The organism is Isoptericola sp. F-RaC21 (genome assembly GCF_038593535.1).
Taxonomy (GTDB): Bacteria; Actinomycetota; Actinomycetes; order Actinomycetales; family Cellulomonadaceae; genus Isoptericola.
The window spans coordinates 253,055-265,708 of record NZ_JBCFYX010000003.1; the positions used below are offsets into that span (position 1 = coordinate 253,055).

The window sequence follows — 12,654 nt, forward strand, 5'->3', positions numbered from 1 at the left end:
GCGCGTCTGGGACGGGCCGCGGCGGTCGGCTGCGCACGCGGAGCGGATGGCTGGGTCGACGAGCGGCCGCAGGCAGGCGAACGTGCGCGGAGGTCAGCGGCACATTCGACGGGTCATGCGCACGACCGTAGCCCCGCGGCGCGACGGGCGACACCTCTGTCTCGTCATTCGGGACCAGAATATGGACGGCGTGTCGCCTTGCCTGGCGCGTCGAGATCGCACTCTCGGGTGGCGCTCCCCGTCGGCCGGGGTGAGTCTGGGCGAGGTTGCCCGGAGAGCGTCTGCCCAGGGAGGAGCAGAACATGCCTCGCACCTGTCGTGCCGCCAGGGCCACGTCGTGGCTCGCCGTCGCGCTGCTCGCCGGTGCGCCCGTCGTCGCCGGGGGCGCCGCGTGGGCGGACCCGCCGTCGGACGACGACGTCGCGGCCGCGCACGCCGCGGCGGACGCCGCCGCCCTCGACGTCGCCGGGGCGCAGGCGCGGCTGGACGCGATCCGCGCCGAGCTCTCCCGCGCCGAGGGCGCCGTCCAGACCGCCGCAGAGGACTACGCGGAGGCCCGCGAGGCCCTGGCTGCCGCCAAGCGCGAGACGGCCGAGGCGCGTGAGCGGGCCGACCACGCCCAGCGGGCCGAGGAGGCCGCCCGCGGGACGCTCGCCGAGGCGTACCGCACCACGGCGCGCGCGCACGAGAACGCCCTCGGGCCGCTCGACGTCGTGACCGGCGCGCGCGACGTCGGCGACGTGGTGTCCACCGACTCCGCGCAGCGCGCCGTGGACCGGAAGGTGGCAGGCGCGCTCGCCCGGCAGGCGGACGTGCGCTCCGCGGCCCGCAACGCCGACGCCCGCTGGCAGGCCGCCCGCGCCGCGCAGCAGGAGGCCAGCGAGGCGGCCGAGGCCGCCTTCGCCGCCGCGCAGCGCGCCGCCGACGACCTCACCGCCCGCACCGCCGCCGCCGAGGACGAGCGCGACCGCCTCTTCACGCGGCTCGCGGACCTGCGCAGCACCAGCGTCGAGCTCGAGCGGCAGCGCGAGGCCGACCGCCAGGAGAAGGCCGCCGCGGCGCGGGAGGCGGCGGCCCGCGAGCGGGCCGAGGACGCGGCGTCGTCGGGCACGACGTCGGGGAGCTCGTCGGGCACGTCCGACGGGACGACCGACGGCACGACGGGCCGTGCTGACGTCGCGGACGCCGCGGGCCCTCAGACCGACGCCGAGCCCGAGCGGCAGCGGCCGCGCGGCACGGGTGACGGCGCGCGGGCGGACGACGCGCAGGCCGCCGAGCCCGACCCGCAGCCGACGCGCACGCGCGAGCCCGCCCCGGACCCGGCGCCGAGGCCCGACCCGAAGCCGGACCCGAAGCCGGACCCGAAGCCGGACCCGCCGCCGGTCAGCGGCGTCGGCCAGGGCGGCGCGGCCCAGGGGCGCGAGGCGCTCGCGTGGGCGCGGTCCAAGATCGGCATCGCCTACCAGTGGGGCGGCGACGGCAACCCGGGCTACGACTGCTCGGGGCTGACCGCGGGGGCGTGGAAGGCGGCGGGCGTGTGGATCACGCGCACGTCGCGGTCCCAGTACCTCACCGTGGGCAAGGTCTCCTACGACGCGATGCGCCCCGGCGACCTGATCTTCTACGCCAACGACACGTCCGACCCGTCGACCATCCGGCACGTCGCGATCTACGCCGGCGGCGGGAGGATGGTCGAGGCCCCGCGGCCGGGCCTCACCGTGCGCGAGACCCCCGTCCGCTGGGACGAGGTCATGCCGTACGCCGGCCGTCCCTGAGCACCCCGCTGGTTGAGCCTGTCGAAACCCGATCCCGGATCTCTCCCGCTGGTTGAGCTCGTCGAAACCCGGCACCGGATCTCGACAGGCTCGACCAGCGAACAGAGGGACCTGGGTCGCGACGATCCACGACCTGCGGGCGACGCGGGCCGGCCAGGGCGCCCGCGACGCTGACGGGCATGACCTCACGCACCCGCCTCCTCCTGGCCCTCGTCTCCTGCGCCGCGGCCCTGCTCGCCGGCCTGCTGCACCTGCTCGCGCCGCCGCCCTCCGGGTACTCGGCCATCTTCGCTCCGCCCTGGGCGACGCCGGCCGCCGCGGCGGTGGCGCTCGTCGGGCTGGTGCTGGGCGCGCGACACCCGCGCGCCGGGGTCCTGCTCGGCTGGGCGGGGGTGGTGCTGCTGTTCTGGGGCTCGGGCGGGCTGGCGCTCGAGGGCTTCCGCGCCTTCTTCGCCGTCACGGGCATCCCGGCGGGGGAGTTCGCGGACGTCGACGTGCCCGGCATGGTCACCCGCGCCTGCTCGGCGCTCGCGGCGGTCACGACCGTCCTGACCACCGCGGACACGGCGCGGGCCGCCCGGTCGCTCGCCGCGCCCGCGCCCCGGTGGCCGCGGTACCTTGCCCTGGCGATGTGCGTCCCGTACCCGTCGCTCAAGCTCTACTGGTGGCTCGGCGGCACGGTCGGTCGGCCCGAGGGGAGCACGGAGGGAGTGCCCTGGATGGAGGTCGCGCTGTTCGCCGCGGGGGCCCTGGTCGTGCTCGGCCTGACCGGCCCGCGCGCCTCCGGCCGCCTGCGCCCGCTGCTGCTCGCGGCGGGCTGGCTCGGCTCCACCGCCGCGCTCACGATGGGCGCACTCATGGTGTTCGGCACCCTGGGGCAGCTGCTCGGCCTGAGCGACGGCCCCGTCGACCTCCGCGCCGGCGCCATCACGGCGCTCGTGGCCATGACCTACGGCAGCTGGCTCGCCGTCGGGGTGGCGCTGCTCGCCGCGACGCTGCAGGCGCAGGACGCGCCCCGCACGCGCCGTCGCGCCCGGCGTGCGGCGGTGGGCGCGGCATGATGCCCGTGCCCGCCCGCGGCGACGTCGTCCTCGCCGCGGTCGCCGCCGTCGCGCTCCTGCCCGCCACGGCGATGATCGCGTCCCGGTCGCTGCCGGCGGCGACCGCGACCGCGCTGGTCCTGCTCGCGGCCGTGGCCCATGGGGCCCTGGCCTGGCGTCGCGCGGCACCGGTGGCGTCGCACCTCCTGGTGCTCGCGGCGCTCGCGGGGCAGCTCGCCCTGACCGGTCTGTTCCTGCTGCTGCCGTCGGCGCTGACGGTCTGGCTCTCCGTGTTCGCCTGCGCGGCGTGGTCGGCACGGCCCCGGCTGTCGCTGGCGACCGGCGTCGTCGGGGTGGCCGCCACGGTGCTGCGGTACGCCGGCGACCCGGCCGTCCGGGAGTCCGGCTTCGGGCCCGCCCCGTGGCTCCTGGGGGTGCTGCTGCTCGCGCTGCTCGCGGCGTCGTGGACGGCGGGCCTGCTGCGGCGGGCGCAGGACGCCGCGCGGCGGGCGGCGGAGGAGGGGCGCGCTGCGGCGGTCGCGGCGCAGGACGTGCGGGCCGAGCGCGCCGCCCTCGCCGAGCGGGCGCGCATCGCCCGCGAGATGCACGACGTCGTCGCGCACTCCCTGGCGGTGGTCGTCGCGCAGGCGCGCCTCGGGCAGGCGGCTCCGGACCGGGCCCAGGAGGCGCTCGCGGCCGTCGAGGAGGCGGGCCGGTCGGCGTCCGGCGAGCTCCGCGGGCTGCTGCACGTGCTGCGCGCGGGGGACGGAGCCCCACCGGGCGACGGCGCGGGGCACGGCGCCGCCGGAGGGACAGCGCCCGCCCCGGGCCTGGACGACCTGCCCGCCCTCGTGGCGCGCGTGCGCGCCGCCGGTCGCGCGGTCGACCTCCACGTCGCGGGGGAGCCGCTGCCGCTCGGGCCCGCCGCCGAGCTCGCCGTGTACCGCGCGGTGCAGGAGTCGCTGACCAACACCGCGCGGCACGCCGGGCCGGGCGCCGCCTCGCGGGTGGCGCTGACCTGGGCCGGCGCCGGGCTGGAGGTCGTGGTCGCGGACGACGGCGGCACGGGCCCGGCGGCCAGCGAGCACGGGAACGGGGAGCACCCGGGCACCGAGCGCGGGGGAGCGGGGATGGGCCTGCGCGGGATGCGCGAGCGCGTGGAGGCCGTCGGCGGCCGCCTCGAGGTGCGCCGCGGCGACGGCTGGGCGGTCGTGGCGACGCTGCCTGCCGCGCCGGCGCCCGAGGGGGACGCCCCGTGATCCGGGTGCTGGTGGCCGACGACCAGGACCTCGTGCGCGCGGGCGCCGTGGCGGTGGTGGACGCCGCCCCCGACCTGGAGGTCGTGGCCGAGGCCGCCAACGGCGCCGCGGCCGTCGAGGCCCAGCGCCGCCACCGCGCCGACGTCGTGCTCATGGACGTGCGGATGCCCGTGCTCGACGGCATCGAGGCCACCCGGCGGCTCGTCGCGGGCGCCGCGGACGGCTCGCTCCCGCCGTGCCGCGTCGTCGTCCTCACGACGTTCGACCTCGACGAGTACGTCTACGGCGCCCTGCGCGCCGGGGCCAGCGGCTTCCTGCTCAAGGACGCCCCGACGCACGACCTGCTGGCCGCCGTCCGCACCGCCCACCGGGGCGACGCCGTCGTCGCGCCGTCCGCCACGCGGCGGCTGCTGGCGCAGGTCGTGCCGCGCCTGCCCGACGTCGCCGCCCGCGAGGCCGCGGCCGCCGTGCTGTCGGAGCGGGAGCTCGCCGTCGTGCGGCTGCTCGCGGAGGGGCTGTCGAACGCGGAGATCGCCGCGCGGATCTTCGTCTCCGAGGCGACCGTCAAGACGTACGTCGGCCGGATCCTCGCCAAGCTCGACCTGCGCGACCGCGTCCAGGTGGTCGTCTGGGCGTACCGCACCGGCCTCGCGGAGGCCTGAGTGCCTCCCGTCAGGGGCGCAGCAGCACCTTCGTGGCGCGGCGCTCGTCCATCGCCGCGTAGGCCTCGGCGGCGTCGGCGAGCGGCAGCTCCAGGTCGAAGACCTTGCCGGGCACGATCGCTCCGGACAGGACCTCCGGCAGCAGCGTCTCCATGTAGCGCCGGGCGGACGCCATGCCGCCGCCGATGGTGATGTTGCGGTCGAACAGGCGCCGCACGCTCAGGTCGGGGCCGTGCGGCACGCCGACGAACCCGACACGCCCGCCGCCGCGCACCACGCTCAGGGCGGTGTCCATCGACTGCTCGGTGCCGACGCACTCCAGCGCGGCGTCGGGGAGGTCGCCGTCGAGCAGGTCGCGCACCGCCGCGAGGCCCTCCTCGCCGCGCTCGGCGACGACGTCGGTGGCGCCGAACTCGCGGGCCAGCGCAGCCCGGTCGTCGTGGCGGCTCATGGCGATGACGCGCTCCGCGCCGAGCAGGCGGGCGCCGATGACGCCGGACAGCCCCACGGCGCCGTCGCCGACCACGACGACGGTGTCGCCCGCGGAGACGCCGGCGGAGAACGCGGCGTGATACCCGGTGGACATGACGTCGGCGAGGGTGAGCAGGTGGGGCACCAGCCCGGCGGCCTCGAGCTCGGCCTCCCGCCGCCCCACGGGGAACAGGGAGTGCTGCGCGAGGGGGATGCGCACGCGCTCGCCCTGGGCGCCGTCGACGGGGTTGCCCCAGCGGTCGGTCGAGCCGAACCCGGTGACGAGGTCGCACGCCGCGGGGTACCCGGCGCGGCACGCCTGGCACTCGCCGCAGCTCATGGTGAACGGCAGGATCACGAAGTCGCCCACCTGCGCGGACGTGACGTCGGAGCCCAGCTCCTCGACGACGCCCACCAGCTCGTGCCCGATGGGGCGCGGCTTCTTCACGGCGGAGACGCCGCGGTAGGGCCACAGGTCGGAGCCGCAGACGCAGGCGGCGACGACGCGGACCACCGCGTCGCCGGGGGTGAGGATCTGGGGGTCCGGTCGCTCTTCGGCGCGGACGTCACGGGCGTCGTGGATGACGGCAGCAAGCATGGGCCCACCGTAGACGGCTCGTCGTGGCGGCGGCGCCTCCCGCTCGGGTCGGCGGCTCGAGCTGCCGCGCCGGTCACGGGCTGCCGCGCCGAGCATCCCCCTCCGGCTCGTCGACGAGGGCGCGGACGACGGCGCGGGAGTACCGGGCGAGCGCGTCCGGGTCGGTGCGGCCCAGCAGCGTGCCGGGCACGAGGCCGCGCATCACCGCGACACCGAGCACCCACGCGACGAGCAGCTCGGCGCGCAGCTCGGGGTCCTCGCCGTCGAGCGTGCCGGCCACGTCGTCGAGGTACGGGCCGCAGACCGCGGCCTGCAGGCGGGCCTCGCCCGCGGCCCTGCCCCCGGAGCGCAGCAGCGCCGCGACGGGCCGGGCGCCCTCGGGCGGGTACGCGAACATCGACAGCAGGCGCTCGGCGAACTCTTCCGGGGGGAGGCCGCGCAGGCGTTCGGGGTCCTCGTCCGCCGTGGCCGCGACGAAGAGCCCGTCCTTGGACCCGAAGTAGCGGAACACGAGCGCGGCGTCGACGCCGGCGTCCCCCGCGACGGCGCGCACGCTCGTGCCCGCGTACCCGTGCTCCGCGAACCGGCGGCGGGCCGCGTCGAGCAGCCGGGCCCGCGTGGCCTCCTTGTCCCGTCGCACGACCATGCCACCGACGCTAAGTCATCACTCGTTGACTTGTCGAGAGGGCGGTTCCTAGCGTCGTCCGCGACGAGCCGGGCAGACGGTGCCGGGCCGGACCGAGGGAGCGGGCATGGGCAGGACGACGGTGGTGGCAGGCGGGACCGCGGGGCTCGGGCTGGGGGTCGCGCTGGCGCGACTGACCGCGGGGGACGCCGTGACGGTCGTCGGGCGGGACCCGGGCCGGGGTGCGGCCTTCCTCGAGCGGGCCGCGGCCGCCGGGGCCCGCGAGCGCGCGACCTTCGTCGCGGGCGACCTCACCACGGCCGCCGGTGCCCGGGAGGTCGTCGCGCGGCTGCAGGAGCGGCACGATGTCGTCGACGCCCTCGTCCTCACGGCCTATGCCCCGCAGCTGCGGCGCCGCGTGACCGCCGAGGGTGTCGAGGCGTCGCTGTCCCTCTACTACCTGGCGCGCCGGGTGCTCGGCGAGGGCCTGGAGGCCCAGCTGGACCGGGCCGCGCGCCCCGTGATCGTGAGCCTCAACGGCGTGGGTGTCGTCCACGGCCGGATGCGCTGGGACGACCTCATGCTGGAGCGGGGCTACCGGGTCGTCGAGGCCACCGCGCAGGGCGGCCGTGCCGCCGAGCTGCTCGCCGTCGCGCACGCCCACGCCACCCCGCCGCGCCGGGCGCGCTACGTGCTCGTGCACCCGGGGTTCACGCGGACCGCGGCCACCGGGCTCCCGTGGCCCGCCCGCGCCCTCGCGCACGTCGCGGGTCTGGCCGCGCAGCCGGTGGCCCGCGCGATCCCGCCGGTCCTGCGCGTGATCGAGGACCCGCCGGCCGCGCCGCTCACCGCGATCGACCGCGGTCGCCCGGTCGACGTCGCGTCGTTCGCCGACGTCGCGGAGGCCGCCCGGCTGGAGGAGGTCATGACGCCCTTCGCGCGATCCGGGACGCCACGCTGACGACGCGGCGGAGCCGGTCGCGGGACGACGACGGCGCCGCACCCGGTGGGGTGCGGCGCCGTCGTCGTGCGGGGCCTCGGCTCAGTGGCCGTCGTAGTAGCCGGTGTCCTTGGCGCGCTGGAACGAGCGCTCGATCTCGGCCTCGGCGTCGGCGCGGCCCACCCAGTGGGCGCCCTCGACGGACTTGCCGGGCTCGAGGTCCTTGTAGACCTCGAAGAAGTGCTGGATCTCCAGGCGGTGGAAGTCGGAGACGTCGTCGATGTCCTGGCGCCAGGCCGCGCGCTGGTCGCCCAGGGGCACGCAGAGCACCTTGTCGTCGCCGCCGGCCTCGTCGCGCATGCGGAACATGCCGAGGGCGCGGCAGCGGATCAGGCAGCCGGGGAACGTCGGCTCCTCGAGCAGCACGAGCGCGTCCAGCGGGTCGCCGTCCTCGCCGAGGGTGCCCTCGATGAACCCGTAGTCGTCCGGGTAGCGGGTCGAGGTGAAGAGCATGCGGTCGAGGCGGATGCGACCGGTCTCGTGGTCGACCTCGTACTTGTTCCGCTGGCCCTTCGGGATCTCGATCGTGACGTCGAACTCCACTGTTCCTCCATGCTCGGGACGTGCTCGGGGAGATGCTTCGGACATGCTCGGTGCGGGCATGCTCGGTGCGGACGCCCTGTCAAAGTGTGCCATGCGCTCCCGGGCCCGCCAGGTGCGGTGCGGCGGCGCCGGACGGCGGTCGGACGTGGGAGGATACGCACGGAGCGCGCCACGGGGTCCGGGCTGTGACGATGCTCACTCGACGACTCACGGACGGCTCACGACGGCTCACGGGCGCGGGAGGACGACATGGGGTGGCGGGCCAGCGTCGGCGCCACCGTCACGACCGTCGTCGTGCTGTTCGGCGGCTATCTCGTGGCGGACGCCCTCGACGTCGTCCCGGGCATGCTCACCACCGCCCCGCCGCCCGCCCCGGCGGCTCCCTTCCCCTCGGCGCCCGGCGCCACCACCGGGCCGACGCCCGAGCGCTCCCTGCCCGACCTGCCGTCGGACGCACCCCTGCCCACCGAAGCCGCCGTCGGCAAGCTCGTGACCGGGCTGGCGAAGGACGACCGGCTGGGCAAGCGGGTCGGTGCGCTCGTGGTCGACGCGGCGTCGGGCGAGACGCTCGGCTCCCGCGCCCCCGACCGGCCGATGATCCCCGCCTCGACGCAGAAGCTCTTCACGGCGGTGGCGGGGCTCGCCGGCCCGGGCGGCGACACGACGCTGCCGACCACCGTGGTGCTCGACGGCGACGCGCACCTGGTGCTCGTGGGCGGCGGCGACATGATGCTCTCGGCGGGGGACGGGCACCCCGACGCGGTGAACGGGCGGGCGGGCCTCGGCGACCTCGCGGACCAGGTGGTCGCGCAGGTCGTCGACGCGGGGCAGGACACGGTGACGCTCGGCCTCGACGACAGCCTGTTCTCCGGCCCGGCGGTGCCCGCCGCCGTGCCCGCCGCGGACGTCAAGGACGGCTACACGGCGCCGGTCGCCGCGCTCGCCGTCGACGTCGCCCGCACCACCGACGAGGAGTACGCGCCGCGGCAGAAGGACCCGGCGCTGGCGGCCGCCCGCACGTTCGCGAAGGCGCTGGAGCAGCGCGGCGTCACGGTGCGGGGCGAGATCTCCCGAGAGGAGGCGCCGTCGTCGGCGGACGAAATCGCCCGGGTGGAGTCCGCGCCGCTGCGCGACATCGTCGGCGACATGCTGCGCCGGTCGGACAACACCATCACGGAGGTCGTGGGGCGGATCGTCGCCCTGGACGCGGGCGAGCCCGGCACCGCCGCGGCCGCGATCGACGCCGTCACGGCGCAGGTCGCCGAGCTCGGCGTCGACATGGACGGCGCGAAGCTCGTGGACCTGTCCGGGCTCGGCCGCGGCTCGAGGGCCACGCCGCGCCAGCTCGGCGCGCTGCTGACCCTCGCCGTCGACCCCGACCACCCCGAGCTGCGCGACGTCGCGGACGGCCTGGCGGTCGCGGGCCTGAACGGCACCCTGCACGACCGCTACCCCAAGTCGAACCCGGGCCGCGGGTACGTCGACGGCAAGACGGGGAGCCTGCCGAAGGTCACCGGGCTGGCCGGCACCGTGGTCACGGCCGACGACCGGCTCCTCGTGTTCGTCACGCTCGCGGACAAGGTGCCCGAGGGTGGCGCCTACGGCGCGCGGGTGATCTTCGACGACTTCGCCGGGAGCCTCGCCGCCTGCGGCTGCCGCCCGGCCGGTTGAGCCGGGCCCCCGCTGGTTGAGCCTGTCGAAACCTGGGACCTGGTTTCGACGAGCTCAACCAACGAGGTCCTCGACCGACGGTGCTCGTGACTACGGTGGTCCCGTGACCACGCCCGCCCCCGCCGCCGAGCCCCTGCTGGACTGGACGGCCGCGGCTCAGATCGCCGCGCGGCTCGCCCGCCCCGGCGGCACGGCCCCCCGCGACGAGCTGGACGCGCTCGTCGCCGGGCTGCGCGCCGCGGCCGGCGACGCCGTCGGGCACGTGCTGGAGGTCACGGGCATGACGCCGGCGACGGCCCGGGAGGCCGGCGTGCTCGGGGACGTGCACGTCGTGGACCGGGCGGGCTGGACCCGCGCCAACGCGCAGTCGATGCGGGCGATGACCGACCCGGTGATGGCCGCGCTCGCCGCGGACGCCCCGCCCACGTCGGCGGCCGCCCGCCTGGCCGGCGCGGCGGAGGTCGGGGGGCTGCTCGCGCTGCTGTCGGGCCGGGTGCTCGGCCAGTTCGACCCGTACGGGGCGGGCCACGCGCCCGGCGGCGGCCGGCTGCTGCTCGTGGCGCCCAACGTGCTGCAGGTCGAGCGCGCGCTGGGCCTGCGCCCCCGCGACTTCCGCCTGTGGGTGTGCCTGCACGAGCAGACGCACGCCCTGCAGTTCGCCGCCGCGCCCTGGCTCGCCGGCCACCTGGTGGGGCGCGTCGGCGACCTGATGAGCGGCGTCACCCGCAGCTCGGTCGCGATGGCGCGCGCCCCGCTGCGCGAGAAGGCCGCCGTGGTGGGGCGCACCGTGCTGCGGGCGGTGCGCGGCGAGCTCGTCACCCCGCTCGACGGCATCCTCGGCCCCGAGCAGCGCCGCGAGCTCGAGGAGATCACCGCCGTCATGGCACTCCTCGAGGGGCACGCCGACGTGATGATGGACGCCGTCGGGCCGCGCGTCGTGCGGTCCGTGCGCACCATCCGCGCGCGCTTCGAGAAGCGGCGCGACGGCGAGGGGGCGCCCGCGCTCGACGTCGTGCTGCGGCGCCTCCTGGGTATGGACGCCAAGCTCGCGCAGTACCGCGACGGCGCCGCGTTCGTGCGCGCCGTCGAGGAGCGGGTGGGCCGTGACGGGCTCAACGCCGTCTGGTCCGAGCCCGGTCACCTGCCGTCCGCCCGCGAGATCGCCGACCCGCGCGCCTGGGTGCGCCGCGTGCACGGCTGAGGGACGGGGCGAGGACGGGATGGCACGCGTCGACCCGGCGCTCGCGGCGGCCCGCGCCGCCGTGCGCGCGGAGCTCGGCGACCTCGCGTGGAGCGGGGAGCTCTCGCCCGGCGGCCTGGTGCTCGTCGCCTGCTCGGGCGGCGCGGACAGCCTGGCGCTCGCCGCCGCGACGGCCCGCGAGGCGCCGCGCGTGGGCCGGTCGGTGCGCTCGGTGGGGTTCGCGGTGCGGGTCGGGGCGGTCGTCGTGGACCACGGGATGCAGGCGGGGTCCGACGCCGTGGCGGCGACGGCGGCCGCGCGGTGCCGCGAGCTCGGCCTCGACCCCGTGCTGGTGCGGAGCGTGCGCGTGGACGTCGGGCCGGGGGCCGGCGGGCCGGAGGGCGGCGCCCGGGACGCGCGGTACGCGGCGCTCGACGCCGCCGCGGAGGAGACCGGCGCCGCCGCCGTCCTGCTCGGCCACACCCTCGACGACCAGGCGGAGTCCGTGCTGCTGGGTCTGGCACGGGGGAGCGGGGCGCGCTCGCTGGCGGGGATGCCGCGCCGTCGCGGCCCCTACCGGCGGCCGTTCCTCGGCCTGCGCCGCGCGCAGACCGAGGCCGTGTGCGCCGCCGTCGGCGTGGACTACTGGACCGACCCGACCAACCTGCTGCCCGCTGACGGCGGGGGAGCCGCGCCCGCCCGTACGCGGGTGCGCGGCGCCGTCGTCCCCGCGCTGGAGGACGCGCTCGGTCCGGGCGTCGTCGAGGCGCTGGCCCGCACCGCCGACCAGCTGCGCGACGACGCCGACGCGCTCGACGCCCTGGCCGACGACCTGCTCGCCGCCGCCACCGCCGCGCCCGGCGGCGACGAGCTCGTGCTCGAGATCGAGACCCTGGCGGTGGCACCCCCGGCGGTGCGCCGTCGTGCCCTGCGGTCGGCGGCGCTGGCCGTCGGCTGCGCGGCGGGGGCGACGACGGCGCGCCACGTCGACGCCCTCGACGCGCTCGTCGTCTCGTGGCGTGGGCAGGGTCCTGTCCACCTGCCGGGCGACGCTCGGGGGGCGCGCGCGTGTGGCAGGCTCTACCTGCGACCCACCGTGCCCCGCGCGGCCCGGCCCGCGACCCCCCAGCCCCAACCCCGTTCCCTCGAGGAGTGACCGTGGACCAGTCGGACGTCTCAGGCGACCTCGCCAACATCCTGCTCACCGAGGAGCAGATCGGCACCAGGCTCGACGAGATCGCCACGCAGATCGACGCCGACTACGCGGGCAAGGACCTGCTGCTGGTCGGCGTGCTCAAGGGCGCCGTCATGGTGATGGCCGACCTCGCGCGACGCCTGCACCACCCCGTGCAGATGGACTGGATGGCGGTGTCGTCGTACGGCTCGGGCACCAAGTCGTCCGGCGTCGTGCGCATCCTCAAGGACCTCGACGCCGACCTCACCGGCCGCAACGTGCTGATCGTCGAGGACGTCATCGACTCCGGCCTCACGCTCTCGTGGCTCGTCGCGAACCTGCGCTCCCGCGGCCCGGAGTCCGTGGAGATCGCGACCATGCTCCGCAAGCCCGACGCCGCGAAGGTGGACGTCGACGTGCGCTACGTCGGCTTCGACATCCCGAACGAGTTCGTCGTCGGCTACGGCCTCGACTACGCCGAGAAGTACCGCAACCTGCCGTTCGTCGGCACGCTCGCGCCGCACGTCTACAGCTGACGGACCGCCGACCACGCTCGTCGCGCCCTGGGCGAACACCCACGGTTCGTCCACACTCGGCGTGTAGCGTCGTGAACCACACGTTGCCCGACGGAAGGGAAGCGGGGCGCCGTCCCCGTC

At 77.1% G+C, this 12,654-nt stretch carries 12 protein-coding genes; 9 read left to right on the forward strand and 3 right to left on the reverse strand.

Annotation, left to right across the window (positions count from 1 at the left end):
- The first annotated feature begins 302 nt into the window (after positions 1 to 302).
- From AAG589_RS11730 to AAG589_RS11745, 4 genes are all read left to right on the forward strand, one after another.
- Positions 303 to 1,775, forward strand: a complete 1,473-nt coding sequence (locus AAG589_RS11730) for a C40 family peptidase (protein ID WP_430567433.1) — start codon at positions 303 to 305, stop codon at positions 1,773 to 1,775.
- A gap of 179 nt (positions 1,776 to 1,954) precedes the next feature.
- Positions 1,955 to 2,836 (forward strand): hypothetical protein, encoded by an 882-nt coding sequence (locus AAG589_RS11735; RefSeq protein WP_430567434.1) that lies wholly within the window; start codon positions 1,955 to 1,957, stop codon positions 2,834 to 2,836.
- Positions 2,833 to 4,074: a sensor histidine kinase gene (locus tag AAG589_RS11740; protein WP_430567435.1), complete on the forward strand. Its 1,242-nt coding sequence runs from the start codon at positions 2,833 to 2,835 to the stop codon at positions 4,072 to 4,074. The genes AAG589_RS11735 and AAG589_RS11740 overlap by 4 nt, the downstream gene beginning before the upstream one ends.
- Entirely contained in the window at positions 4,071 to 4,736 is a 666-nt protein-coding gene (locus AAG589_RS11745) for a response regulator transcription factor (protein WP_430567436.1), read from the forward strand. The genes AAG589_RS11740 and AAG589_RS11745 overlap by 4 nt, the downstream gene beginning before the upstream one ends.
- Positions 4,737 to 4,746: 10 nt before the next feature.
- Here AAG589_RS11745 and AAG589_RS11750 read toward each other — a convergent pair whose 3' ends face one another.
- Positions 4,747 to 5,805 (reverse strand): zinc-binding dehydrogenase, encoded by a 1,059-nt coding sequence (locus tag AAG589_RS11750; RefSeq protein ID WP_430567437.1) that lies wholly within the window; start codon positions 5,803 to 5,805, stop codon positions 4,747 to 4,749.
- Positions 5,806 to 5,878: 73 nt separating this feature from the next.
- On the reverse strand, positions 5,879 to 6,451 hold the full coding sequence (locus AAG589_RS11755; protein WP_430567438.1) for a TetR/AcrR family transcriptional regulator: 573 nt from the start codon (positions 6,449 to 6,451) through the stop codon (positions 5,879 to 5,881).
- A gap of 106 nt (positions 6,452 to 6,557) precedes the next feature.
- Between AAG589_RS11755 and AAG589_RS11760 the strand changes: the two genes are divergently transcribed.
- A complete protein-coding gene (locus tag AAG589_RS11760; RefSeq protein WP_430567439.1) occupies positions 6,558 to 7,391 on the forward strand; it encodes an SDR family NAD(P)-dependent oxidoreductase in 834 nt (277 codons plus the stop codon).
- Positions 7,392 to 7,472: 81 nt separating this feature from the next.
- On the opposite strand, the gene AAG589_RS11765 is transcribed toward AAG589_RS11760, so the two are convergent.
- Positions 7,473 to 7,973: an inorganic diphosphatase gene (locus AAG589_RS11765; protein WP_416344998.1), complete on the reverse strand. Its 501-nt coding sequence runs from the start codon at positions 7,971 to 7,973 to the stop codon at positions 7,473 to 7,475.
- 249 nt (positions 7,974 to 8,222) lie between these two features.
- Between AAG589_RS11765 and dacB the strand changes: the two genes are divergently transcribed.
- The 4 genes from dacB to hpt all read left to right on the forward strand — a co-directional run bounded on the left by dacB (position 8,223) and on the right by hpt (position 12,534).
- Positions 8,223 to 9,644 carry a D-alanyl-D-alanine carboxypeptidase/D-alanyl-D-alanine endopeptidase gene (gene dacB, locus AAG589_RS11770; RefSeq protein WP_430567440.1) on the forward strand — a complete coding sequence of 474 codons (1,422 nt, stop codon included), beginning with the start codon at positions 8,223 to 8,225 and terminating at the stop codon, positions 9,642 to 9,644.
- A gap of 103 nt (positions 9,645 to 9,747) precedes the next feature.
- Positions 9,748 to 10,845, forward strand: a complete 1,098-nt coding sequence (locus AAG589_RS11775) for a zinc-dependent metalloprotease (protein ID WP_430567441.1) — start codon at positions 9,748 to 9,750, stop codon at positions 10,843 to 10,845.
- A 19-nt stretch (positions 10,846 to 10,864) separates the two neighbouring features.
- The gene (gene tilS / locus AAG589_RS11780; protein ID WP_430567442.1) at positions 10,865 to 11,980 is read left to right on the forward strand and encodes a tRNA lysidine(34) synthetase TilS; all 1,116 of its coding nucleotides are present in this window, start codon (positions 10,865 to 10,867) and stop codon (positions 11,978 to 11,980) included.
- A 2-nt stretch (positions 11,981 to 11,982) separates the two neighbouring features.
- The gene (hpt, locus tag AAG589_RS11785) at positions 11,983 to 12,534 is read left to right on the forward strand and encodes a hypoxanthine phosphoribosyltransferase (RefSeq protein WP_430567443.1); all 552 of its coding nucleotides are present in this window, start codon (positions 11,983 to 11,985) and stop codon (positions 12,532 to 12,534) included.
- Positions 12,535 to 12,654 lie beyond the last annotated feature (120 nt).

Coding starts and splice junctions, on each gene's coding strand:
- AAG589_RS11730 (WP_430567433.1), top strand. CDS start 303: ATGCCTCGCACCTGTCGTGCCGCCAGGGCCACGTCGTGGCTCGCCGTC.
- AAG589_RS11735 (WP_430567434.1), top strand. CDS start 1,955: ATGACCTCACGCACCCGCCTCCTCCTGGCCCTCGTCTCCTGCGCCGCG.
- AAG589_RS11740 (WP_430567435.1), top strand. CDS start 2,833: ATGATGCCCGTGCCCGCCCGCGGCGACGTCGTCCTCGCCGCGGTCGCC.
- AAG589_RS11750 (WP_430567437.1), bottom strand. CDS start 5,805: ATGCTTGCTGCCGTCATCCACGACGCCCGTGACGTCCGCGCCGAAGAG.
- AAG589_RS11755 (WP_430567438.1), bottom strand. CDS start 6,451: ATGGTCGTGCGACGGGACAAGGAGGCCACGCGGGCCCGGCTGCTCGAC.
- AAG589_RS11760 (WP_430567439.1), top strand. CDS start 6,558: ATGGGCAGGACGACGGTGGTGGCAGGCGGGACCGCGGGGCTCGGGCTG.
- dacB (WP_430567440.1), top strand. CDS start 8,223: ATGGGGTGGCGGGCCAGCGTCGGCGCCACCGTCACGACCGTCGTCGTG.
- tilS (WP_430567442.1), top strand. CDS start 10,865: ATGGCACGCGTCGACCCGGCGCTCGCGGCGGCCCGCGCCGCCGTGCGC.